23 protein-coding genes are annotated in these 21,602 nt (G+C 74.7%); 15 read left to right on the top strand and 8 right to left on the bottom strand.

The window, feature by feature from the left end:
- Positions 1-21: 21 nt before the first annotated feature.
- Positions 22-774: an acyltransferase gene (locus IMZ35_RS02605; protein WP_199439212.1), complete on the top strand. Its 753-nt coding sequence runs from the start codon at positions 22-24 to the stop codon at positions 772-774.
- 64 nt (positions 775-838) lie between these two features.
- Here the strand turns inward: IMZ35_RS02605 and IMZ35_RS02600 are convergent, their stop codons facing one another.
- On the bottom strand, positions 839-1,225 hold the full coding sequence (locus IMZ35_RS02600; protein ID WP_199439211.1) for an SH3 domain-containing protein: 387 nt from the start codon (positions 1,223-1,225) through the stop codon (positions 839-841).
- Positions 1,226-1,364: 139 nt separating this feature from the next.
- Between IMZ35_RS02600 and IMZ35_RS02595 the strand changes: the two genes are divergently transcribed.
- On the top strand, positions 1,365-2,336 hold the full coding sequence (locus IMZ35_RS02595) for an ArsR/SmtB family transcription factor (protein ID WP_199439210.1): 972 nt from the start codon (positions 1,365-1,367) through the stop codon (positions 2,334-2,336).
- On the opposite strand, the gene IMZ35_RS02590 is transcribed toward IMZ35_RS02595, so the two are convergent.
- Genes IMZ35_RS02590 through IMZ35_RS02580 form a run of 3 tightly spaced genes read right to left on the bottom strand, consistent with a single transcriptional unit; the run spans position 2,329 to position 5,836 of the window.
- On the bottom strand, positions 2,329-3,579 hold the full coding sequence (locus tag IMZ35_RS02590) for a glycosyltransferase family 4 protein (protein WP_199439209.1): 1,251 nt from the start codon (positions 3,577-3,579) through the stop codon (positions 2,329-2,331). The genes IMZ35_RS02595 and IMZ35_RS02590 overlap by 8 nt on opposite strands.
- Before the next feature lie 23 nt (positions 3,580-3,602).
- Positions 3,603-5,093 (bottom strand): 1,4-alpha-glucan branching protein domain-containing protein, encoded by a 1,491-nt coding sequence (locus IMZ35_RS02585; protein ID WP_199439208.1) that lies wholly within the window; start codon positions 5,091-5,093, stop codon positions 3,603-3,605.
- Complete coding sequence (locus tag IMZ35_RS02580; RefSeq protein WP_199439612.1) at positions 5,090-5,836, bottom strand: class I SAM-dependent methyltransferase; 747 nt, start codon at positions 5,834-5,836, stop codon at positions 5,090-5,092. Before IMZ35_RS02580 ends, IMZ35_RS02585 begins: the two co-directional genes overlap by 4 nt.
- A 414-nt stretch (positions 5,837-6,250) precedes the next feature.
- Here IMZ35_RS02580 and IMZ35_RS02575 point away from each other — a divergent pair, with 414 nt between their 5' ends.
- Both IMZ35_RS02575 and IMZ35_RS02570 read left to right on the top strand, forming a co-directional pair.
- Complete coding sequence (locus tag IMZ35_RS02575) at positions 6,251-7,153, top strand: coiled-coil domain-containing protein (RefSeq protein ID WP_199439207.1); 903 nt, start codon at positions 6,251-6,253, stop codon at positions 7,151-7,153.
- 91 nt (positions 7,154-7,244) lie between these two features.
- Positions 7,245-7,649, top strand: a complete 405-nt coding sequence (locus IMZ35_RS02570) for a hypothetical protein (RefSeq protein ID WP_199439206.1) — start codon at positions 7,245-7,247, stop codon at positions 7,647-7,649.
- A gap of 4 nt (positions 7,650-7,653) precedes the next feature.
- Here the strand turns inward: IMZ35_RS02570 and IMZ35_RS02565 are convergent, their stop codons facing one another.
- Positions 7,654-7,797: a hypothetical protein gene (locus IMZ35_RS02565; protein WP_199439205.1), complete on the bottom strand. Its 144-nt coding sequence runs from the start codon at positions 7,795-7,797 to the stop codon at positions 7,654-7,656.
- A 108-nt stretch (positions 7,798-7,905) separates the two neighbouring features.
- The gene (locus IMZ35_RS02560; RefSeq protein ID WP_199439204.1) at positions 7,906-8,748 is read right to left on the bottom strand and encodes a DegV family protein; all 843 of its coding nucleotides are present in this window, start codon (positions 8,746-8,748) and stop codon (positions 7,906-7,908) included.
- A gap of 259 nt (positions 8,749-9,007) precedes the next feature.
- On the opposite strand from IMZ35_RS02560, the gene IMZ35_RS02555 reads away from it, so the two are divergent.
- From IMZ35_RS02555 to mnmA, 7 genes are all read left to right on the top strand, one after another.
- The gene (locus tag IMZ35_RS02555) at positions 9,008-9,790 is read left to right on the top strand and encodes an electron transfer flavoprotein subunit beta/FixA family protein (protein WP_199439203.1); all 783 of its coding nucleotides are present in this window, start codon (positions 9,008-9,010) and stop codon (positions 9,788-9,790) included.
- A gap of 19 nt (positions 9,791-9,809) precedes the next feature.
- Positions 9,810-10,769 carry an electron transfer flavoprotein subunit alpha/FixB family protein gene (locus IMZ35_RS02550; protein ID WP_199439202.1) on the top strand — a complete coding sequence of 320 codons (960 nt, stop codon included), beginning with the start codon at positions 9,810-9,812 and terminating at the stop codon, positions 10,767-10,769.
- A gap of 148 nt (positions 10,770-10,917) precedes the next feature.
- On the top strand, positions 10,918-11,700 hold the full coding sequence (locus tag IMZ35_RS02545; RefSeq protein ID WP_199439201.1) for a GNAT family N-acetyltransferase: 783 nt from the start codon (positions 10,918-10,920) through the stop codon (positions 11,698-11,700).
- Positions 11,697-12,566 (top strand): lysophospholipid acyltransferase family protein, encoded by an 870-nt coding sequence (locus tag IMZ35_RS02540; RefSeq protein WP_307867680.1) that lies wholly within the window; start codon positions 11,697-11,699, stop codon positions 12,564-12,566. Before IMZ35_RS02545 ends, IMZ35_RS02540 begins: the two co-directional genes overlap by 4 nt.
- 4 nt (positions 12,567-12,570) lie before the next feature.
- Positions 12,571-13,941 carry an MFS transporter gene (locus IMZ35_RS02535; protein ID WP_307867679.1) on the top strand — a complete coding sequence of 457 codons (1,371 nt, stop codon included), beginning with the start codon at positions 12,571-12,573 and terminating at the stop codon, positions 13,939-13,941.
- Between the two features lie 19 nt (positions 13,942-13,960).
- Positions 13,961-15,172: a cysteine desulfurase family protein gene (locus IMZ35_RS02530; RefSeq protein ID WP_199439200.1), complete on the top strand. Its 1,212-nt coding sequence runs from the start codon at positions 13,961-13,963 to the stop codon at positions 15,170-15,172.
- Positions 15,173-15,176: 4 nt separating this feature from the next.
- Complete coding sequence (gene mnmA, locus IMZ35_RS02525) at positions 15,177-16,271, top strand: tRNA 2-thiouridine(34) synthase MnmA (RefSeq protein ID WP_199439199.1); 1,095 nt, start codon at positions 15,177-15,179, stop codon at positions 16,269-16,271.
- Positions 16,272-16,273: 2 nt separating this feature from the next.
- On the opposite strand, the gene IMZ35_RS02520 is transcribed toward mnmA, so the two are convergent.
- The gene (locus IMZ35_RS02520; RefSeq protein WP_199439198.1) at positions 16,274-17,164 is read right to left on the bottom strand and encodes a serine/threonine dehydratase; all 891 of its coding nucleotides are present in this window, start codon (positions 17,162-17,164) and stop codon (positions 16,274-16,276) included.
- Between the two features lie 13 nt (positions 17,165-17,177).
- Positions 17,178-17,684 carry a DUF6584 family protein gene (locus IMZ35_RS02515; RefSeq protein ID WP_199439197.1) on the bottom strand — a complete coding sequence of 169 codons (507 nt, stop codon included), beginning with the start codon at positions 17,682-17,684 and terminating at the stop codon, positions 17,178-17,180.
- Positions 17,685-17,741: 57 nt separating this feature from the next.
- On the opposite strand from IMZ35_RS02515, the gene IMZ35_RS02510 reads away from it, so the two are divergent.
- From IMZ35_RS02510 to IMZ35_RS02495, 4 genes are all read left to right on the top strand, one after another.
- Positions 17,742-19,004 (top strand): hypothetical protein, encoded by a 1,263-nt coding sequence (locus tag IMZ35_RS02510; protein WP_199439196.1) that lies wholly within the window; start codon positions 17,742-17,744, stop codon positions 19,002-19,004.
- Positions 19,005-19,070: 66 nt separating this feature from the next.
- Complete coding sequence (locus tag IMZ35_RS02505) at positions 19,071-19,460, top strand: hypothetical protein (protein WP_199439195.1); 390 nt, start codon at positions 19,071-19,073, stop codon at positions 19,458-19,460.
- 380 nt (positions 19,461-19,840) lie between these two features.
- The gene (locus IMZ35_RS02500) at positions 19,841-20,866 is read left to right on the top strand and encodes a methionine synthase (RefSeq protein ID WP_199439194.1); all 1,026 of its coding nucleotides are present in this window, start codon (positions 19,841-19,843) and stop codon (positions 20,864-20,866) included.
- A gap of 35 nt (positions 20,867-20,901) precedes the next feature.
- Positions 20,902-21,588, top strand: coding sequence for a hypothetical protein (locus tag IMZ35_RS02495; protein WP_199439193.1), 687 nt, complete (start codon positions 20,902-20,904; stop codon positions 21,586-21,588).
- The last annotated feature ends 14 nt before the right edge of the window (positions 21,589-21,602 follow it).

The following is a 21,602-nucleotide window of genomic DNA, read 5'->3' as shown; positions in this document are numbered from 1 at the left end:
TCTCGACTACGGTCCGGGTCCATGACCAGTATGTGGGGCGCTCCGGTGTCGGAGAGGGTGCGCTCGTGGCGCCGGTCCCGACGCGATCCCGCGCAGGCCAGGTTCCTCACCCTCGCGTCGCTGCGCTGGGTGCTGCGGCACCGCGCGTACACGCCCTGGTACCTGGTGCGGTACTGGCGGCTGCTGCGGTTCCGGCTGGCGAACCCGCACGTCGTGCTGCGCGGCATGGTGTTCCTCGGCCGCCGCGTCGACGTGCACTGCCGTCCCGGCTACGGGCGGCTGGAGATCGGCCGCTGGGTCCACATCGGCGACGGCAACGCCATCCGCTGCCACGAGGGTTCGCTGCGCATCGGGGACAAGGTCGTGTTCGGCAAGGACAACACGGTCAACTGCTACCTCGACGTCGAGATCGGCGCGGCCACCCTCGTCGCCGACTGGGTGTACGTCTGCGACTTCGACCACGTGACCGCCGACATCACCCTGCCCATCAAGGACCAGGGCATCGTGAAGTCGCCGGTGCGCATCGGGCCGGACTGCTGGCTCGGCGCGAAGGTGACGGTGCTGCGCGGCACCCGCGTGGGTCGGGGCTGCGTGCTCGGCGCGCACGCCGTGGTGCGCGGTGACGTGCCGGACTTCGCCATCGCCGTGGGAGCGCCGGCGCGCGTCGTGCGCGACCGCCGCGCCGACTACGAGGCCGACGCCGCGCGCCGCGCCGCCGTGGCGGACATGGCCCGCAAGGCCGACGAGGCGCTGAAGCGCTCCCTGGGGGCGTGACGCGCGGCGCCGCGCCCGCCGTGGCGGACGCGGCGCCGGTCACCGGTGGTGCTCCGCGGCCGGGTCAGAAACCGCAGTGGTAGGAGCTCCCGTTGCCGGGCAGCAGGTCGTCGCGGGTCCAGCCCCGGACGCCCGTGGTGAGGTTGTGCAGGTACGTCCAGGTCGCCCCGTCGTTGCCCCGCGTGTAGCAGTAGTAGTCGAGCCGGTGGCTCGGCTGGTTCGTCCCGACCGCCGTGCAGTTCGTGGCCGAGCCGGTGCGCAGCCGCGACCCGGCGGTCGCGCCGGTGGTGATCGTCGGGTCCAGGTTCGGCCCGCTGGTGCCGCACGGCGCGTGCGCCACGCCGAGCTGCCCGTCCCCCTTCGGCGCCGCGTTCGCCGGTGTCGCCACGAGCACCACCGCCGCCGCGCCGACCGCCACGGCCCCCGCCGCTCGCTGGATCGTCGTCCTCATCGTGTCCCCCTCGTCAGTCGGTTCCTTCTGACGCGCTCCAGCCTGCCGCCGTGCTCGCACGGCTCGCGACGCCTTTCCGCACGAGTGGAAACGTCCTGGTCACGGCGGGCGACGTACCGGTCGGGGGAGGGAGGGGACCGTGCTTCGAATCCACTTCACGCACGAGGACCTCGTGCGCACGACGGTGGCGGGGGCGCCAGATCCGCTGTGGGAGGTCGTGCTGAGCGTCATCAGGCTGCGCGAGCGCGATCGGCCACCGGGGTACCTGCCCTGGGTGCGGGCCGTGCGCGACGGCGTGCGCGGGTCGGCCGGTGCGCGGCTGCTGAGCGCCCTCGCGCCCCGCGCGCGGTACTTCCCGGACTTCCTCACCCCGCACGAGGCCGCGGACGGGCTGGCCGCCGGGCTGGAGGCCGTCGCGGGCACGCCCAGCCGCCGGCTCGTCGCCGAGCTGCGGCGGCTGGACGCCCTCGCGCCCCTGCCGAGGTTCGTCGCGCCGCTCGTACGCGGCGAGCGCGGCGCGCTCGCCCGGCTGGTCGACGCCCTGCGCGAGCACGACGAGCTGGCCATCGCCCCGTGCCGGGACCTCGTCGCGCAGAGCGTGGCGGCCGACCGCGCCCGGCGTGCCCGCGACCTGCTCTCCGGCGGCGTGCCGGGGCTGCTCGACGGACTGCGCCCGCGCGCCCGGTGGACACCGCCGGTGCTGGAGGTCGACTACTGCGAGGACCGCGACCTGCACCTCGCCGGGCGCGGCGTCGTGCTCGTGCCGTCGTACTTCTGCCGGGGCAACCCGGTGACGCTGGCCGACCCGCGGCGCAAGCCCGTGCTGGTCTACCCGATCTGCGACGAGGACCGCTGGTCGCGGCTCACGCCGGGGGACCACCGCCCCCTCCAGGCGCTCATCGGCCCGACCCGCACCGCCACGCTGCTCGCGGTGCGCGCACCGGGCACCACGACGGAGCTGGCGCGTCGCGTGGGCACCTCACCGGCGTCGATCAGCCGCCACACGTGCGTGCTGCGCGATGCGGGGCTGATCAGGTCCGCGCGGTGCGGCGGCAGCGTCGTGCACTCCCTCACCCGGCTGGGGCTGACGCTGCTGGACCGGATCAGCTGAACACGTTGCCGGTCGGGATCTTCGGGCGGGGCAGGGGCGGGCGCTCGCGGGGCGCGGTGCGCGCGTAGACCTCCGCGGTGCCGGCCGCGATCCTCGCCCAGTCGAAGTCCGTCGCCAGCCTGGCCCTGGCCGCCCTGGCCCGCCGCGCCGCCGCCGGGCGGTCGTCCAGCACGGCGCGCACCGCGCGGGCCAGCCCCGCCGAGTCCCCCGGCGCGAACGACAGCCCCGTCTCGCCGTCCAGCACGACCTCGCCCAGCCCGCCCGCCGTGGACGCCACCAGCGGCGTGCCCGCGGCGGCGGCCTCCAGCGCGACGATCCCGAACGGCTCGTACCTGCTGGGCAGCACCACGGCGTCGGCCGCGGTCAGCGCGGCGGCCAGCTCGCCGTCCGGCAGGTGACCGGCGAAGTCCACGGCCCGCAGCACCCGGTGCTTGCGGGCCTGCTCGACGAGCCACCCGGCGTGGCTCCCGCCACCGGCCACGACGAGGCGCGTGCCGGGGTGGTGGCGGCGGACGCGCGGCAGGGCCGCCACGAGGTCCTGCACGCCCTTCTCCCACTCCAGCCGCCCGAAGAACAGCAGCAGGGGAGCCCCGTCCGGGCTGAAGCGCTCGCGCGCCGCCGCCACCTCGGCCCGGCGCACCCGCCAGCGGCGCGGCTCGATCCCGTTGTGCAGCACGGTCACCGTGCCGGGGTCCACCTCGAACAGGTGCGCCACCTCGGCGCGCATCGCCGAGGAGCACGTGATGAGCGCGTCGGCCCGGTTCGCCAGCCACCACTCCACCGAGTGAACTTGCTGGTTCAGCGTCTGCGACAGCCACCCGCTGTGCCGTCCGGCCTCCGTGGCGTGCACGGTCGCCACGAGCGGTGCGCCCGCGGCCTCGGCCAGCGCGATGGAGGCGTGCGCGACGAGCCAGTCGTGGGCGTGCACGACGTCCGGCCGCCAGTCCCGCAGCAGCCGCAGCCCCTCGCGGACCATCGCGTGCCCCAGCGCGAGGGTCCACGCCACCAGGTCGCGCTCGAACACCAGGTGCGCCGGGTCCTCGGCGACGCGGACCAGCCGCACACCCCCGGTCACCTCCTCGCTCGTCGGGTGGGTCGAGGCGTCGCTGCCCGAGGGCTGGCGGCACAGCACGACCACCTCGTGCCCCTGCGCGGCGAGCTGGGCGGCCAGCGCGTGCACGTGACGGCCCAGACCGCCGACCACCACCGGCGGGTACTCCCAGGACAGCATCAGCACGCGCACGGCGCATCCCCGTCTTCTCGTCGTCACGACACGAGATCCCTGGCGTCCAGGTGCCCGAACGGGCCGTCGTCGGCCCGCAGCTCGGCGGCTCGGCGCGGTCCGGCCCCGGCCCGCCCCGAGCGGATCAGCGAGGCCAGTTCGGCGAACCGCTCGCCGTGCGTCTTCGCCCGGTGGCGGGCGTAGTCCGCGGCGGAGTCCTTGGTGACCATGAACGCCCAGTCGCTGGACAGCGCGAGCAGCGCCTCCCGCACGCACTGGTCCAGCACCGGGTCCCGCGATCCGGACCGGGGCCGCTCCAGGGCCAGCAGGTCCCGCTGCAGGGCGGCGTTGGCGTGCACGACGTCGGCGACCTGCTCGCCGTCCCACACGCGCCAGTCCTTGCCGCTGCCCCACGACGACGCGGGCAGCTGCACCGGAGCGCCGACGTGCCCGGCCTCCACCGCCCCGCGCAGCGTCGTCACCCGCACGCCCGCCTCCGGCAGGGCGCGCAGCACCGCCTCCAGCCACGCCGGGCCCTCGTGCCACCAGTGCCCGTACAGCTCGGTGTCGTAGGCGGCGACGACCAGGCCGGGCCTGCCGTCGCGCTCGCGCAGCGCCCGCAGCCGTCGCACCACGACGCCGACGAAGTCCGCGGCGTGCCGTCGCACCGCCTCGGCGGCCAGCGCCGGTTCGTAGGGCCGCTTGTCCTGCGGCGCGACCTGCTTGCCGGTCACCCGCGACGGTTTGAGGCCCGTGGGGTGGTCGTGGGTGTGGAAGTCGCGGTACGCGGCGTCACCGGGGTAACCGTCCTTCGGGGACCACACCCGGTAGGACACCTCCAGGTCGCGGCCGAAGCACAGGACGTCCGAGTCGCCGACCGGCCGCGCGCTCGCCGTGTCGCCGCGCAGCGCGGGACCGTCCACGAGGAAGCGCCGCACGCCCGCCGCCGCGTAGTCGCGCTCCAGGCCCGGCGCGTAGCCGCACTCCGGCGCCCAGATGCCCTCCGGGGCCGACCCGACCCGCAGCGCGGTGTCGGCGAGGCCGGTGCGCAGCGCGAACCCGCGCACCCGCTGGTCCAGCAGCGGCTGGAACGGGTGCGTCGCCGGACCGCCGAGCAGTTCGACCACCGACGAGTCCACGAGTCGCCGCAGCAGCGGGGAGAAGCCGTGCCGCCAGCGCGTCTCGAACAGCTCCAGCGCTCGCGCGGCGTTGCGGTGCTCGTAGGAGGAGAGGTCCTTCTCGGCCCAGCGGGTGCCCGCGTACTGCGCCCGCACCTGCCAGTCGCCCAGCCAGTCGTGCACGCCGCGCAGCGAGTACGGGTCGTCCAGCTGCGCCGCGAGCACCGGCGTGACGCCCAGCGTGAGCACGTCGCGCCGCCCCTCGGCGGCGAAGCGCTCCAGCAGGTCCACCACGGGCAGGTAGGAGTGCGCCCACGCCTGGTAGAGCCACTCCTCGCCGACCGGCCACGCGCCGTGGTGGGCGAGCCAGGGCAGGTGGCTGTGCAGCACCAGGCAGAAGGTGCCCTCGCCGCTCACGGGCGCACCGCGACGGCGATCAGGTCCAGGCTCGCGTCCAGGTCGTCGGGGGTGATCTCGAAGTCGTCGCTGGTGACCGAGGTGACCGCGTCGAGCAGGTCGTCCGGCCAGTGCCCGTCGCCGGAGACGACGACCTCCACCTGCGCGTCGATGATCGACCCGCCGAACCGCGTGTCCAGCTCGCGCAGACGCGGCCCGTGCCGCAGCCCGGCGAGCCGCCGCACCCGCAGCCCGGCGTCGCGCAGCAGCCCGTCGAGCTCGGCCGGGGCCAGCTCGCGGGTGTGGAACGGGTTGAGCGGCGTGTCGCGGCCGGGGGAGAAGGTGATGCGGTTGGGCGTGGTGACGATCAGGGTCCCACCGGGCCGCAGCACCCGCACGCACTCGGCGAGGAAGCCCTCCTGGTCCCACAGGTGCTCGATGACCTGGAGGTTGACCACGACGTCCACCGCGCCGTCGCGCAGCGGCAGCGAGGCGAGGTTGCCGCGCAGCACGGCGAGGCCCGGGTGGGCCCGTCCGACGTGGGCGGTGGTCGCCTCGTCGTAGTCGAGGGCGAGGACGCGAGCGGCCCGGCGTCCGACGAGCGCGGCGCCGTAGCCCTCCCCGCAGCCGGCCTCCAGCACGACGGCGTCCGTGCAGAGGTCGAGCAGGTCCAGGTACGCCGCTTCGTGGCGGCGGAACCAGTAGTTCTCCTCGGGAATCCCCGGCACCGTGCGCTCACCGGTCAGGGGCAGCGGCTCGACCATCACCCGCACAGGGTAGTTGAGTGTTACTCGTCGGTAGCATTCTGGTGTCCGCAGAGCCGCTCGGGAAGGTCGAGGAGGCGTCGGGTCCGCCCCCGGCACCGTCGGCGGGCTGGTGGGAGACGGGACGCCTCCGCGGTGGGAACCGCCGCCGGGAAACGGGCCCGCGGCGTTCAGGACGATGTATCCGAACAATTTTCGGAATTCTTCCGGCAATCGTGAAAAGAGTGCGCGTCCACACGATCGGGTGGTGCGCTGTTGATCTCCTCCGCCCCGTGATCGGTGTTGTTTCGCCTGGAAACGGGCGTGTCGGCTCCTGCCTCCGACGTGCTGAAACCCCGTTTTCTCCGCTGCTTGGCGCCGGGGTGTGCGGTTAGGGTCGGCCGACATCTTTTCCGAGGCGAACAGGTGGTCGGCGTGGGCGCTGAAGAGCAGCAGGTGGTCCCGCTGCACGCGGGCTTCGACGTGGCCTACCGCGGTTTTCACCGCCGTCAGGTCCTCGACCACGTCGAGCACCTGGAAGAGCAGCTGAGGTTCACGAGCGCCGACCGCGCGGAGGCGCTGGCCCAGGCCGCGGACCTGCGCAAGCTGCTGGAGATGACCAGGAGAGACCTGGAGGACGCCCGCGCGCGCATCGAGCGGCTGGAGATGTCGCCGGGCACCACCTCCGGAGCCACCGAGCGGCTGCACCGGATGCTGCTGCTCGCCGAGGACGAGTCGGCCGATCTGCGCCTGCGCGCGGAGCAGGAGGTGCAGGCGCTGCGGCAGCGCACCGCCGTCGAGCTGGCCGCCCTGCGCCGCGAGGCCGAGGAGGAGGTCGCCGCGCTGCACGCCGCGTGCGCGCGCCGGGCCGCCCTGCTCGACGAGCGCGAGATCTGGCTGGAGGAGCACCGCCTGGAGCAGGAGGAGCAGCTGCGGGCCGACGCGGAGCGGCTGCTGAGCGACACCGCCGAGGAGTGCGAACGCGCGCGCGCCGACTCGCGGGAGCGGATCGCCGCGGCCCAGCGGGACTTCGACCTGGCGACGAGCAGCCGCCGGGCCGAGGTGGCGCGGCACCTCGCCGAGCAGGAGGCGCTCACGAGGACGCGTGCGGAGTTCCTCGTCCACGTGGTCTGCCGCGAGATGCAGCGCCGCATCGAGGAGGTGCGTCAGCGCTGCGAGGAGATCGTCGAGCTGCGCGAGCGGGTCGCCGCGGAGTTCGCCTCCGCCAGGGCCGTGCTCGGCGACGCGGCCGAGCGCGTGCGGGTCGTCGTGCCCGAGCAGAGCACCGGTCGCGACGGCACACCGGTCGCGCAGCGCGTGGAGGAGGCCCTCAGGTGAGCCGGGGTGCCGGTGGTGTCGCGGACCCCGCGCGGGTCCTCCGTCCGACGACCGGTCCGCGGGCCGGTGTCCTGATCCGGAGGAGCGCCACGTGGTGACGGTCGTCCTCGCGGTGTTCGCGCTGTGCGTGCTGTCGTTCCTGGTGGGAGTGCTGCTGACGATGGTGGTGACGCACTCGCGGACCGACGTGCCGCTCTCGCGCGGGAGCGCCGTGGTCGTGGAGCCCGTCGACGTCCCGGTACCGCAGCAGGAGGCGGTGATCGAGCCGCGGCGGCCGGGCGGGCCCGCCGGGGGCGGCGTGCACCGCAACCCCGTCGTGGGCGTGATCCCCGCTCTCGACCCCGGCCCGGACAGCACGACGTCCGCCCCGGCTCAGCTGCGTCTGGTGCTGCCGACTGCGGCGGCGGACGACTCGCTGAACGAGGCGGACGTGAGCGACTTCGGGCGGCGGCGCCTCGACACGGTCGAGGCTCCGCGCCACCGGAAGAAGCGCTAGGACGTCAGCGCTTCTTGAACTTGCGCATCATCTCCTGCGCCTGCTGGCGCTTGCGCGGGTCCCTGGCCATCTGCTTCACCTGCTCGGTGACGCGACGTCCCTGCGGGCTGCGCGTGAAGTTCGTGATCTTGCTGAACAGCGAGGCCATGAGCCCTCCAGCGTCGTCGGGTTCGTCCCTTTTCAGATACCCGAACAGGACAACGCGCAAACCTCGCCGGTGGTTCCTGCCGGAACGGCCCCCTGCCGGAACGACCTGCTAGAGGGGGGACACGGTGATGCCCACCGCGCCGGGGCCCACGTGCGCGCCGATGGCGGAGCTGACCTCGGTGACCACGAACTGCCTCATGCCGGGGATGCGGTTGCGCAGCAGGCGCATGAGCTCGTCCGCCTTCTCCGCCGCGCCGAAGTGCTCCACCGCGACGTCCACCTGCTCCGTCCCGGCGCGGCCGACCGCCAGTTCCGTCATCTTGCGCATCGCCCGGTCGGCGCCGATGACGCGGTCGAGGGGCGCGATCTGCCCGTCGGTCATCGTGAGCAGCGGTTTGAGCGACAGCGCGGTGCCGATCACGGCCGCCGCGGTGCCGATCCGGCCGCCCCTGCGCAGGAACTCCAGCGTGTCGACGTAGATCAGCTCGGTGCTGCGGTGCAGCCGGTGCTGAGCCGCGGCCAGCACGCGGGAGACGTCACCACCGGCCTGCGCCGCCCTGGCCGCCTCCACGACGGCGTAGCCCAGGCTCATCCCGGTGGTCCTGGTGTCGATCACGTGCACGGGGACGTTCACGTGCCCCGCCGCGCGGCAGGCGAACTCGAAGGTCGCGGACTGCCTCGCGGACAGGTGCAGCGACACCACGGCCTGCACGCCCCGCCCCTCCAGCTCGGCGTACCGGCGGTGGAACGTGCCGGGGTCCGGGGCCGACGTGCTCACGTCCTGGTGGTCGCGCATCGCGGAGACCACCTCGGGGGCGGGGATGCGCACCTCGTCGTCCCTGCGCCGTCCGATCTGGACCTGGATCGGCACGACCTCGATGTCGAGCTGGTTCGCGAGCTGCGACGGCAGGCACGCCGTCGAGTCCGTCACGACTGCCACTCGCCGGTACATGCGCGGGGACCCTAGCCGTCGCCGGGCCGCGGTCCGGCCAGGACGCGCGTCGTGCGCCGCACGGTGAGCACCATCACGCGCTCCGTGCGCTCGCCCGTGCTTGCCGCGCTACTACTGGCCGGTAACATGGACGTGGCCGACCCCGCCACGCCACTGCGGCGACGACGTGGCAGGGTCACGAACATCCGGCGGCCGGGGTGTCCTCGACATGGCCGCTCCGTCGCGTCGCCGCCCGTCCGCAGGAGGTCGAAGAGGACCTATGAACATTGTCGTCCTGGTCAAGCAGGTGCCTGACACCTGGTCCGAGCGCAAGCTCACCGACGCCGACCACACCCTCGACCGCGATTCCGCGGACGCCGTGCTCGACGAGATCAACGAGCGCGCCGTGGAAGAAGCGCTGCTGATCAAGGAAGCGCAGGGCGGTGAGGTCACCGTGATCACCATGGGGCCCGACCGCGCGACCGACGCGATCCGCAAGGCGCTGTCCATGGGCGCCGACAAGGCCGTCCACCTGTCCGACCCGGCGCTGCACGGCTCCTGCGCGGTGCAGACCGCCAAGGTGCTCGCCACGCTGGTCGGCACCGTCGAGGGCGCCGAGCTCGTGATCGCGGGCAACGAGTCCACCGACGGCCGCGCGGGCGCCGTGCCCGCCATGATCGCCGAGATCCTCGGCTGGGCGCAGCTCACCCAGGTCCGCAAGCTGGAGGTGGACGGCACGACCGTCCGCGCCGAGCGCGAGACCGACACGGGCATCGCGAACCTGGAGGCGAGCCTCCCGGCCGTGGTCAGCGTCAACGAGAAGATCAACGAGCCGCGGTACCCGTCCTTCAAGGGCATCATGGCCGCCAAGAAGAAGCCCGTCAGCACGCTGACGATCGCCGACGCGGGCATCGACGCGAGCGAGGTCGGCCTCGCCAACGCCACGACCACGGTCCTGGAGGCGGCTCCCAAGCCGCCGCGGACCGCCGGTCAGCGCGTCGAGGACGACGGGACCGGTGGCACGAAGGTCGCCGAGTTCCTGGTCGGCCAGAAGCTCATCTGAGACGAGGAGGAAGAACCGCATGTCCGAGGTCCTGGTCCTCGTCGATCACGTCGACGGCGACGTCAAGAAGGTCACGTTCGAGCTGCTGACCGCCGCGCGGCGCATCGGCGAGCCGTCGGCCGTGGTGGTCGGCGCTCCCGGCACCGCCGCCACGGCGAAGGACGCGCTGGCCCGCTACGGCGCCACGAAGGTCTACGCCGCCGAGTCCGGCGACGCCGACACCCTCCTGGTGACCCCGCAGGTCGACGCGCTCGCGCTGCTCGTCGAGAAGGTCCGGCCCGCCGCGGTGCTGCTGGCCGCCAGCGTGGACGGCAAGGAGGCCGCTGGTCGCCTCGCCATCCGCACCGGCTCCGGCCTGCTCGCGGAGGTCGTGGACGTCGACGCCGACGGCGTCGGCACCCAGTCCGTGTTCGGCGGCGCGTACGCGGTCAAGGCCAAGGTGGCCACCGGCACGCCGATCATCACCGTCCGGCCCGGCTCGATCGAGCCGGAGGAGTCGGCCGGCGCCGCGTCCGACGAGACCGTCGACCTGCCCGCCACCGACGCCGCCAAGGCCACCCGGATCACCGGTCGCGAGACCGCCGCGGGTGGCGACCGTCCCGAGCTGACCGAGGCGAAGGTCGTCGTCTCCGGTGGCCGCGGTGTCGGCAGCGCCGAGAAGTTCGACGTGGTGGAGAAGCTCGCGGACAGCCTGGGCGCCGCTGTCGGCGCCTCTCGCGCCGCCGTCGACTCCGGCTACTACCCGAACCAGTTCCAGGTCGGGCAGACCGGCAAGACGGTGTCCCCGCAGCTCTACATCGCGCTGGGCATCTCCGGCGCGATCCAGCACCGCGCCGGCATGCAGACGTCGAAGACGATCGTCGCGGTGAACAAGGACCCGGAGGCGCCGATCTTCGAGATCGCCGACTTCGGCGTCGTGGGCGACCTGTTCGCGGTGGCCCCGCAGCTCACCGAGGAAGTCGGCAAGCGCAAGGGCTGAGCACGTGCACGCGGCGGGGGCGTTCCGGACACGGGACGCCCCCGCCGCTCTGCGCGGAGATCGAGCACCTCGGCTTCATCCAGCAACCCCCGACGCGTCATCGGCTCGACCTGCCGCGCGTTGCGATCGCCCGCGTAGACCTTGAGGCATGACGCAGCCCGACCTGCTCATCAGCACCGCTCGCGGTGGCGTGGACGTCCTCGACGCCGCACCGCGCTACTCGCTTCTCGTCGCCAGGGAGGGCGAGGAGGTCGTCGCCTCCCAGCGCCTGCGCCACCGGGTCTTCGCGCAGGAGATGGGCGCCACCCTCCAGTCCACCGCGCCCGGACTCGACGTCGACCGCTTCGACGAGTTCTGCGACCACCTCCTCGTCCGCGAGGACCGGACGGGAGAGATCGTCGGCAGCTACCGGATGCTGCCGCCCGACCGCGCGCGGGAGGCGGGCGGCTACTACGCCGAGACCGAGTTCGACCTGTCCGCCCTCGACCCGATCCGCTCCTCGCTGGTCGAGACCGGCCGCTCCTGCGTCCACCCCGACCACCGCAACGGCGCCGTCGTCGGACTCGTGTGGGCCGGGATCGTCCGGTACGTGCTGCTGTCCGGCCACACCTGGCTGATGGGCTGTGCCTCCGTGCCCCTCGCGGACGGTGGCGCCCTCGCCGCCGGGGTCTGGGACCTCGTGCGCGCGAAGCACCACGCGCCCGCCGAGCACCACGTCCGGCCGCACCTCCCGTGGGACCACAGCTCCACCGCCCGGCCGGCCCGGACCGCGGTGCCCCCGCTGCTCAAGGGCTACCTGCGCCTCGGCGCGCAGGTGTGCGGCCCGCCCGCGCACGACCCGGACTTCGACGTGGCCGACCTGCTGATCCTGATGCGCCCCGCGCTCATGGACCAGCGCTACCTGCGGCACTTCCTCGGGGAAGCGGCGTGAGCGCGCACGCGTGGATGCCGCAGTCGCCGTGCGGCACCGGCTGCGTCGACACGTCCGGGCCGCGCGCGTCCGCTCCGCTGGCGGCGCTGCGCACCCTCCTCGCGCTGACGGTGCTCCTCGCGGGCGTCGGCGTCCTGCTCGGGATCGCCCTGCTGCGCGGCCGTTCCCGCGAGGCGCTGGTGCGCGGCTGGTTCCGCGCGCTGCTGCGCGCGTTCGGCGTGCGGCTGAGGGTGCACGGCCCCGCCCGCTTCCAGGGCACGGCCGGACGCGGTGTCCTCGTCGTCAGCAACCACGTGTCCTGGCTGGACGAACTGGCGATCGACGCCGTGCAGCCGATCAGGCTGGTCGCCAAGCGAGACATCCGCGACTGGCCGCTGCTCGGCCCCGTCGCCACGGCGGCCCGCACGGTCTACCTCGACCGGGAGCGCCTGTCGCTGCTGCCGGGCACCGTGGCGGAGCTGACCGGCGTGCTGCGCGACGGCGCGGCGGTCGGCGTCCACGCCGAGGGGACCACGTGGTGCGGTCTCGCCTCCGGCCGCTACCGGCCCGCGCTGTTCCAGGCCGCGCTCGACGCGGGCGTGCCCGTGCGGCCCGTCGTCCTGCGCTACGTCCTGGCCGACGGCTCGTCCACGACGCTGCCCGCGTTCGTCGGGGCGGACACCCTGGTCGACTCCCTGCGTCGCGTCCTGCGCGCCCGCGGGCTCGTCGTCGAGGTGCACGTCCTGGACGAGATCGCGCCCGGCCGCGCCACCGACCGGCGCACGCTCGCCGCGCTGGCGCAGCGCGAGGCCGAGCGGATCACCTCGGCGTGTGCGAGCACACCGGCGCACCGCTTGACCTCGACGGGGGTCGAGGTTGGACGATGACTCCGTGTCATCGCTGACGGATCTCCCGACCACCCGGCGCAGTGTTCTCTGGGCCTCCGACCGGAGGGGGCCGACGATCGGGGTGCTCCTCCTCGTCACCCTCGTGGCCTTCGAGGCGATGGGTGTCGGGACGGCGATGCCGAGTCTCGTGGCCGACCTCGGCGCCGCCGAGCTGTACGCGTGGCCCTTCGTGGCGCACCTGTCAGCCGGTGTGGTGGCCACGGTCCTGTCCGGCCGCCTGTGCGACCTGCGCGGCCCGCGCCCGTCGCTGCTCCTCGGCCCGCTGCTGTTCCTGGCCGGACTGCTCGTCGCGGGCACCGCGGACTCGATGGCGGTGCTGCTGCTGGGCCGCGTCCTGCAGGGCCTCGGCAGCGGCACGCAGGTCGTCGCGATCTACGTGCTCATCGGCCTGGTCTACCCCGAGCGGGACCGGCCGGCCGTGTTCGGGGCGCTGTCGGCCGCGTGGGTCGTGCCCTCGCTGGTCGGGCCCGCCCTCGCGGGCTGGTTCACCGAGCACCTGTCCTGGCGCCTGGTGTTCCTGGCCATCGCGCCGCTCGTCGTCCTCGGCGTGCTGTGCCTCGTGCCGGTGCTGCGCGCCCTGCCGGCGCACACCGGTGGCGGCGCGCCCGCCCGGCGCGGCCTGCCGCTGGCCGCCCTCGCCGGGGGAGCGGGCGTCGCCGCGATCAGCTGGGCCGCCCAGCACCCCTCGGGGCCGAACCTCGTGCTGGGCGTGGTCGGCCTGGTCGTGCTGGTGCCCGCGCTGCGCCTGCTGCTGCCGCCGGGCACGCTGCGCGCCCGGCGCGGCCTGCCCGTGACGATCCTCGCGCGCGGCCTGCTCGCCGGCACGTTCTTCACCGTCGAGGCGTTCGTCCCGCTCACCCTGACCGCCGTGCACGGCTACTCGCCGCTGGCCGCCGGACTGCCGCTGACGCTGTCCGCGCTCGGCTGGGCCGGCGGGTCGATGTGGCAGTCGCGGCGCCCCGGCATCCCGCGCGAGACGCTGGTCCGCCGCGGGTTCCTGCTGACCGCGGTGGGCATCACCGGCGTGACGTTCATCGCCCCGACCTGGGGACCCGCCTGGGCCACGGCCCCGCTGTGGGCGTTCGCCGGGGCGGGCATGGGCATGGCGATGTCCAGCCTGAGCGTGCTCACCCTGGCCGCGTCCACCGAGGCCGACCGGGGCTTCAACTCCTCGGCCCTCCAGATCAGCGACATGCTCGGCACCGCGCTGCTGGTCGGCCTCGGCGGCGTGCTCGTGACGAGCCTCTCGTCCACGCGGGCGCCCACGACGGGCGTCGTCGTGCTCGACCTGCTCATGGCGGCCGTGGCCCTGGTCGGCGCGGTGCTCACCGGCAGCAGGTGCCGCCCGCGATGACGTTAGGCTGGGGACTCCTATGACCTACCTCGATCACGCGGCCACGACGCCGATGCTGCCGCAGGCGGTGGCGGCGATGACGGAGGCGCTGTCCACCCTGGGCAACGCCTCCTCGCTGCACACCTCCGGCAGGCGGGCCCGCCGCGCCGTGGAGGAGGCGCGCGAGGACATCGCCGACGCCCTGGGCGCGAGGCCCTCCGAGGTCGTCTTCACCGGCGGCGGCACGGAGAGCGACAACCTGGCCGTCAAGGGCGTGTTCTGGGCGCGCAGGCAGGCCGACCCGCGCCGCCGCCGCGTCCTCGCCTCCGCCGTCGAGCACCACGCCGTCCTGGACGCCGTGCAGTGGCTCGCCGACCAGGACGGCGCCGAGGTCACCTGGCTGGAGACCGACCACCACGGCCGCGTGCACCCCGACGCGCTGCGCGAGGCCGTCGAGCGCGACCCCGGCAGCGTGGCCCTCGTCACCGCGATGTGGGCGAACAACGAGGTCGGGACGGTCAACCCGGTCGCCGACCTGGCCGCCGTCGCCGCCGAGCACGGCATTCCGTTCCACACCGACGCCGTGCAGGCGGTCGGCGCGGTGCCGGTCGGCTTCGCCGCCTCCGGCGCGAGCGGGCTGACCCTGACCGGGCACAAGGTCGGCGGCCCCTACGGCGTGGGCGTGCTGCTGCTCGCCCGCGACGTCCCGGCCACGCCGCTGCTGCACGGCGGTGGTCAGGAGCGCGACGTGCGCTCCGGCACCCTCGACGTTCCCGCGGTCGTCGGTCTCGCCGCCGCCGTGCGGACGGCCGTGGTGGAGCAGCCGGTGCGCGCCGTCGAGCTGGCGGCCCTGCGCGACGAGCTGATCGGCTCGGTGCGGGCCGTCGTGCCCGACGCGGTCCTCAACGGCGACCCCGAGCGGCGGCTGCCGGGCAACGCCCACCTGACGTTCCCCGGCTGCGAGGGCGACAGCCTGCTCATGCTGCTCGACGCCAGGGGCATCGAGTGCTCCACCGGCTCGGCGTGCACGGCCGGTGTGGCCCAGCCGAGCCACGTGCTGCTGGCGATGGGCGTGGAACCGGCGCTCGCGCGGGGCTCGTTGCGCTTCTCCCTCGGCCACACCTCGACCCGGCAGGACGTGCTCGACCTCGCCGGGGCGATCGGCCCGGTGGTGGAGCGCGCCCGCACGGCGGGGCTGGCGGGGATGCGGCGCTCGGGCAGGACGAGCCTGAGCTTCGAGACGGAGGTCTGAGGCGATGCGGGTACTGGCTGCGATGAGCGGCGGTGTGGACTCCGCCGTGGCGGCGGCGCGCGCGGTCGACGCCGGGCACGACGTGACCGGCGTGCACCTGGCGCTGTCGGCCAAGCCCGGCACGCTCCGCACCGGAGCGCGCGGCTGCTGCACGGTCGAGGACGCCCACGACGCCCGGCGCGCGGCCGACCTGATGGGAATCCCGTTCTACGTGTGGGACTTCGCGGAGCGGTTCACCGAGGACGTCGTCGAGGACTTCGTCGCCGAGTACGCCGCGGGCCGCACCCCCAACCCGTGCCTGCGCTGCAACGAGCGCATCAAGTTCGAGGCGCTGCTGGACAAGGCCGTCGCGCTCGGCTTCGACGCCGTGTGCACCGGCCACTACGCCCGGCTGTCCACGGTGGACGGTCGCGTCGAGCTGCGGCGCAGCGCCGACGACGGCAAGGACCAGTCCTACGTGCTCGCCTCGCTCACCGCCGAGCAGCTGTCCCGCGCGATGTTCCCGCTGGGCGGCTCGACCAAGGCGTCCGTGCGCGAGGAGGCCGCCGCGCGCGGTCTCGGCGTGGCGGAGAAGCCCGACAGCCACGACATCTGCTTCATCCCCGACGGCGACACGCAGAAGTTCCTCGGCGACCGGCTGGGCGAGCAGCCCGGCCTGCTGGTCGACGACAGCACCGGCGCGGTCCTGGGCCGCCACACCGGCGTGCACGGCTTCACCGTCGGCCAGCGCAAGGGCCTCGGCATCGACGCCCCCGCGCCGGACGGACGGCCGCGCTACGTGCTGTCCCTGGAGCCGGTGTCCGGCACGGTGCGCGTCGGCGCGGCGGAGCAGCTCGCCGTGTCCGAGATCGTCGCGACGACGCCCGCGTGGCCGTCGGGCGTGCCGCTGGGCGACGGCCCGGTGGAGTGCGTGGCCCAGGTCCGCGCGCACGGCGGCACCGCGCCCGCCGTGGCGGAGCTGGTGGGCGACGAGGTCCGCGTCCACCTGCGCGAGGCCCTGCGCGGCGTGGCGCCCGGTCAGGCCGTGGCCCTGTACCGCCCGGACGCCGAGCGGGGAGACCTGGTCCTGGCGAGCGCCACGATCACCGGCACCGCCTGACCTCAGCGGTCGGGCAGCCAGTCGGTGTTCGCGCCGCACAGGACCACGCACGGCAGCTCGCCCGGCACGCGCCCGGCCAGCCACGCGGCGAACGGGACGGCAGCCGCCGGTTCCACGGCGAGCCGGAACTCGTCCCACAGCCGGTCCCGCGCCGCCAGCAGTTCCGCGTCGCTCACCAGCACCGACCGCACGGGACGCGTCGAGAGGACGCCGAACGGCACCTCGCCGACGCGGGTCGCGCCGAGCGCCGACGCCGCGACGGAGTCCACCGCCGAGTCCACCGGCCGCCCGGCCTCCAGCGCGTCGTGCAGGGCGCGGCAGTGCTCCGGCTCCACGGCGACCGTCGTGCGGCCGTCCGCCGCGAGCGCGGTGCCCGCGGCCAGCCCGCCACCGCCGACGGCGACCGCGACGGCGTCCACGTCCGGCGCGTCCGCCACGACCTCGGCCGCCACGGTGCCCTGGCCCGCGATCACCACGGGCGAGTCGTACGCCTCCACGTAGGACGCTCCGGGCGCCCTGGCCGCCTCGCGGGCGGCCAGCGCCGCCTCCGCGTAGCTCGCGCCGTGCCGGATCAGCTTCGCGCCCGTGGCCTCGATGCGGCGCACCTTGCCCGCGGGGGCCGAGGTCGGCACGTACACCACGGACGGCACGCCCAGCAGCCGCGCGGCCGTGGCGACGCCCAGGCCGTGGTTGCCGCCGGACGCGGTCACGACGAGGTCCGGCAGCGCCCCGGAGAGCAGGGTGTTCAGCGCGCCGCGGATCTTGAACGACCCGGTGAGCTGGAGGTGTTCGAGCTTCAGGACGAGGGGGCGGCCGTCCAGTTCGGTGCGCAGGAGCGGTGTGCGCCGCGCGTGCGGGGCGATCCGGGCTGCGGCTGCTGCGACGTCGGTCATGCCTCCAGCTTCCCTAACCCGTGAACCACCGGGGCAGGGACGTCACCAGCGTCACCAGACCGATCGCGAAGCACACCAGGAACAGCGCGCCCAGCAGCAGGAGCCCCAGCGCCACCGGCCACGACCTGCGCTCCGGCGGGGTGTGCCGCACCTCGCGCCGCAGGTGCTCGCTCGCCTGGTCGTGCAGCGCGATCAGCCGTGCCCGCGCCGCGTCCGTGCCGGCCGAGGCGGGGTCGCCGCTCCACGCCAGCGCCACCAGGCGGCGCACCGGGTCGCGGTAGGCGCGCTCGAACGCCGCCACCTCGACGGGGTCGCGGACCTCGGCGAGGTAGCTCCAGCGACCGGCCTGCGCCGAGTCGCCGAGCACGCGGTAGACGTGCGCCAGGCGCGCGCGGATCTCCAGTTCGCCCGGATACGTGCCGACGAGACCGCTCAGCCGCTGCCGCGCTCGCAGCACGCTGGCCAGATCGCCCCGAGTCACTTCCTCGGCTGCTCGTCGCAGCGTCACCTCCACAGGCATGACCGACATGCTCTCAACGAACGCAACCCCTGCCATCACCCGTTGTAGTGTCGGCCCGTGCTGGGGGTGTCGGTGGCCGGGTTCGCCCTGGCGTGGTGGCTCGGGCTCTACCTCGTGGCGCGGGACCCGCGCAAGCCGTTGCTGCACCGTGCGGGAGCCGGGCTGCTGGGCTACGCCGTCGCGCTCGCCCTGGACGCCGCGGCGTCCGCGCCGATCGCGCTGCTGTGCGTGCCCGCGCTCGCCTGGACCGGCGTGGTCGTGCTGCTGCTGCCCGCCCCGCTGGGCCAGCGGCTGGACGCGTGGTGGCGGCACGGCGTCGCGCCGCTGGCGCTGCTGGTGGTGTTCGTGCCGGTCACCGCGCCGCTGGTGCTGCTGCCGCTGGCGGTGGCGCTGGTGCTGCTGGTGGCGCGCAGCGCGGGCACGGCGCACCGCGTGCTCCTGGCCGCGGCGACGCTGGTGTTCGGTCTCGGCGCGGCGCTGGTGCTGCTGGGCCTGCACGTGCTGCCGCCGGGGCTGCTGCTGCCCGCGATCGGCGTGGACCTGCTGCTGCTCGGCGGCGTCGTCGCCGCCACCGACGCGTTCGACGAGGGCGAGGCGCTGCGCGGGGACCTCCTGCGGTCGCTGGTCGTCTCGGTGGCGGCGGCCGTGCTGTTCGGGGGCCAGGTCGTGGTGGCGCTGCTGCTCGGCGACGCGCCGCTGGAGCCGCTGCTGTTCGGCGTGGTGGGCGCCGCCGTCGCCGTGCAGGTGCTGGCGAACCCGCTCGCCGCCGCGGCCGACCGCCTGGTGCTGCCCGGCCTGGCGCCGGAGCGGGCGCAGCTGCGCGAGGTCGCCGACGCGCTGCCGCGGCGCGATCCGGGCCGTCCGCTCGCGGAGCTGGACGAGGCGGAGTTCGCGCGGCTGACCCGGCGGGCGCTGAGCCACTACGGCGACCTGGCGAAGCTGGTGTCGAGTCCGCTGACGAACCTGCCGGTGATCGACGCCGGGCTCGCCGCGCGCGGAGCGCCGGACCAGCCGCTGGAGCGGGCCGCCGAGCTGAAGCGGCTGCTGGCGGAGGCCATCGCCCGGCTGAAGCCGCGCGACGGCGACTTCGGCACGAGCGACGAGTGGCGCCACTACAACGCCCTGCACTTCTACTACGTCGCCGGCATCCGCCCCTACAGCCGCAGGACGAAGCGGGAGGGGCTCGACGCCGAGTCGAAGCGGGCGCTGGCGTGGTTCGTCACCCAGGTGCCCGAGCGGACGCTGCACAACTGGCAGAACGCCGCCGCCCGGCTGGTCGCGGCCGACCTGCGGGGGACGTCCACGCAGGTCGAGGGCTGAGAACCGGCAGCTGTTGGCAGTGCACGACGTCGATCTGGCAGTGCTCGCCGGGCCATCGTCGGCGCCATGACGACAACCGTTGAAGTCCGCGACGACCGCCTCCTCCGCTTCGCCTGCACGCTCGACGGCATCGCCTCCGGCGGCCTCGGCGTCCTGGCCCTGCTCGTCGGACCCCTGCTCGACCTCGGCCTGCCGCGCGGCCTGCTGCTCGGCGTCGGCGCGTTCCTCGTGGTGTACGGGATCGCCGTGTACGTGATCGGCACGCGACCCCGCATCAGCCGCCCGCTGGTGCGGGTGGTGGTGATCGGCAACCTGCTGTGGGTGGTGGACAGCGCGCTCACGGCCCTCGCCGGGTGGTTCCCGATCACGGTGCTGGGACAGGTCGTGGTCCTCGTCCAGGCGGCGGCGGTCGTCGGGATCGTGGTGCTCCAGATCGCGGGCCTGCGCCGACGGTGAACCCGTTCGTGTCAGCCCGTCACTCCGGCGGTGGTGTCTCGACGAGGTCCGCTCGACCTACGGTCCGATCGTCGAGTTCTCGACCACAGGAGGTCGTCGTGGGCGGATGTTCTTGTTGCAGCTCGTGCACCGGACCCGGTTGCGGCTGCTGCGGCAGCTGCTGACCTCGTCGGCGCGGTGGGCGGCGCGTGCCGTCCACCGCCGGCGGGACGGTGTGGGGGCACGGGGCGCGCCGTACCCCCACACCGCGATCGGGAGGCGTCCTCCGCGCGGGGAACGCCGGGCGGTTGAGGTTAGGTGGTCCAGACCATTTCGTCAACAGTGCCGCCCCGCCGACCGCGTCCGGTCCGCCGCCCGCCACTGCTGACAGACTGGTCGCCGTGGACGCATCGCCCTGGACCGCCGGTACCGCCACCGGCATCGGCTCCCTGCCCGGCACGGACCCCGACGAGGCGGCGCGCGTCGTCGTCGGCGAGCTGCCCGGCCTGCCCCACCTGCCCGAACTGCCCGCGCGGGGGGTGGGCGCCGAGATCATCGGCCGCACGGCCGGTCTCCTCGTCGACCTGGCGATCGAGGTCGTCCCCTCGGGCTACCGGGTCACCGCGCGCCCCGGCCGCGACCACCGCAGGGCCGTCGACCTGCTGCGCCGCGACCTCGACGCGTTCGAGGAGGCTCTGGAGCGGACCGGTGCGCGCCCCGGCGTGGTGAAGGTGCAGCTCGCCGGACCGTGGACGCTGACCGCCGGGATCGAGCTGGCGCGCGGGCACCGCGTGCTCACCGACCCCGGCGCACTGCGCGAGTTCACCGCGTCGCTGGCCGAGGGGCTGTCCCTGCACGTCGACGAGGTGGCCAAGCGCACCGGCGCCCGCGTCGTGGTCCAGCTCGACGAACCCACCCTGCCGGCCGTGCTCGCCGGTCTGCTGCCCACGCCGTCGAAGCTCGGCACCGTCGCCCCCGTGCACGACCCGGAGGCCCGCGACGCGCTCGCGACCGTCCTCGCCGCGGCGGGGGACGGCGCCGTCGTGCACGTGTGCGCCCCGCGCCCGCCGGTGACGCTGCTGCGCGACGCCGGAGCCGCCGCCGTCGCGATCGACGCGACGCTGCTCGCCGGTGCGCCCACGGCCACCTGGGACGCGCTGGGCGAGGCGTGGCAGGCGGGCACGACGCTGCTGCTGGGGCTCGTGCCGAGCACCGATCCCGGCGTCCCCGTCGAGCTGCGCTCGCTGGCGAAGCCCGCGCTGGACCTGGCCGACCGGCTCGGGTTCCCCCGGTCGGTGCTGGGGGAGCTGGCCGTGCCGACGCCGACCTGCGGCCTGGCCGGCGCGCACCCGTCCTGGGTGCGCCGGGCGCTGTCGCTGACCCGCGACCTGGCCGGGGTGTTCGCGGAGCCGCCCGAGAAGTGGTGACGCCGACCCACCGGCGACGCGGCAGAATGCCGGGCATGAGCTGGTTCCGCCGTCGTCGCGACGACGTCCCCGCCGAGGCCGTGCACCTGCCCAGCCCGCAGGAGGCCGCCGAGCGGTTCTGGCGGCGCTGGCACGACCTGCTGCCCGTGGTGAGCGCCGCCATCGGCGACGGCCAGCCGCACCGGGTGGAGAACGAGCTGTGCGAACTCGTCGCCGACGTCCACCCGGACCTGCACTTCTCCCTGGAGCGCGGCCAGCTCGCGCTCTACGCGCTGGTCCTCAGCGGCCAGGAGGACCCGCGGCTGCGGCGGTGGACCGACGCGTGGAAGGCGGCCGCCCCGCCGGCCGACATGATCTGGGAGTACCACGACTCCGTGCCGCCGGTGCCCGACCCGACCGGCGTGACCGTGAACATCGGCCCGCACCGCGTCGCGCTCGCCGACGTCCGGGTCGTGGCCCAGGTCGACGAGGCCGAGGGCGTGGTCGACGTCGCCGTGCACCACCCCGCGCTGGCCGCGCTGGACGAGGCGACCCGGCGCACCATGACGTTCCTGCCGCTGGACGCCACCCTCGGCGAGCGGCTCGCCGGGGAACGGCTGCGTCGCGTGGAGACGGCGGAGAACGAACCGGCGGGCACCATCGGGCTGCTGGAACTGCGCGCGCTCGTCCGCGGTCTCGCCGGTGTGCCCGACGAGCCCGCGCCGGGTGAAGAACACGGCTGACCACGCGAAACCGT

It is taken from the genome of Umezawaea beigongshangensis (assembly GCF_016464305.1).
Lineage (GTDB): Bacteria > Actinomycetota > Actinomycetes > Mycobacteriales > Pseudonocardiaceae > Umezawaea_A > Umezawaea_A beigongshangensis.
This window is presented reverse-complemented; position numbering and strand designations above follow the sequence as displayed.

Excerpts from the sequence above, each read along its gene's own strand:
- mnmA (WP_199439199.1), top strand. The coding sequence starts at position 15,177 with ATGCGGGTACTGGCTGCGATGAGCGGCGGTGTGGACTCCGCCGTGGCG.
- IMZ35_RS02545 (WP_199439201.1), top strand. The coding sequence starts at position 10,918 with ATGACGCAGCCCGACCTGCTCATCAGCACCGCTCGCGGTGGCGTGGAC.
- IMZ35_RS02555 (WP_199439203.1), top strand. The coding sequence starts at position 9,008 with ATGAACATTGTCGTCCTGGTCAAGCAGGTGCCTGACACCTGGTCCGAG.
- IMZ35_RS02495 (WP_199439193.1), top strand. The coding sequence starts at position 20,902 with ATGAGCTGGTTCCGCCGTCGTCGCGACGACGTCCCCGCCGAGGCCGTG.
- IMZ35_RS02505 (WP_199439195.1), top strand. The coding sequence starts at position 19,071 with ATGACGACAACCGTTGAAGTCCGCGACGACCGCCTCCTCCGCTTCGCC.
- IMZ35_RS02560 (WP_199439204.1), bottom strand. The coding sequence starts at position 8,748 with ATGTACCGGCGAGTGGCAGTCGTGACGGACTCGACGGCGTGCCTGCCG.
- IMZ35_RS02565 (WP_199439205.1), bottom strand. The coding sequence starts at position 7,797 with ATGGCCTCGCTGTTCAGCAAGATCACGAACTTCACGCGCAGCCCGCAG.
- IMZ35_RS02600 (WP_199439211.1), bottom strand. The coding sequence starts at position 1,225 with ATGAGGACGACGATCCAGCGAGCGGCGGGGGCCGTGGCGGTCGGCGCG.
- IMZ35_RS02580 (WP_199439612.1), bottom strand. The coding sequence starts at position 5,836 with ATGGTCGAGCCGCTGCCCCTGACCGGTGAGCGCACGGTGCCGGGGATT.
- IMZ35_RS02515 (WP_199439197.1), bottom strand. The coding sequence starts at position 17,684 with ATGCCTGTGGAGGTGACGCTGCGACGAGCAGCCGAGGAAGTGACTCGG.
- IMZ35_RS02550 (WP_199439202.1), top strand. The coding sequence starts at position 9,810 with ATGTCCGAGGTCCTGGTCCTCGTCGATCACGTCGACGGCGACGTCAAG.
- IMZ35_RS02530 (WP_199439200.1), top strand. The coding sequence starts at position 13,961 with ATGACCTACCTCGATCACGCGGCCACGACGCCGATGCTGCCGCAGGCG.
- IMZ35_RS02605 (WP_199439212.1), top strand. The coding sequence starts at position 22 with ATGACCAGTATGTGGGGCGCTCCGGTGTCGGAGAGGGTGCGCTCGTGG.
- IMZ35_RS02520 (WP_199439198.1), bottom strand. The coding sequence starts at position 17,164 with ATGACCGACGTCGCAGCAGCCGCAGCCCGGATCGCCCCGCACGCGCGG.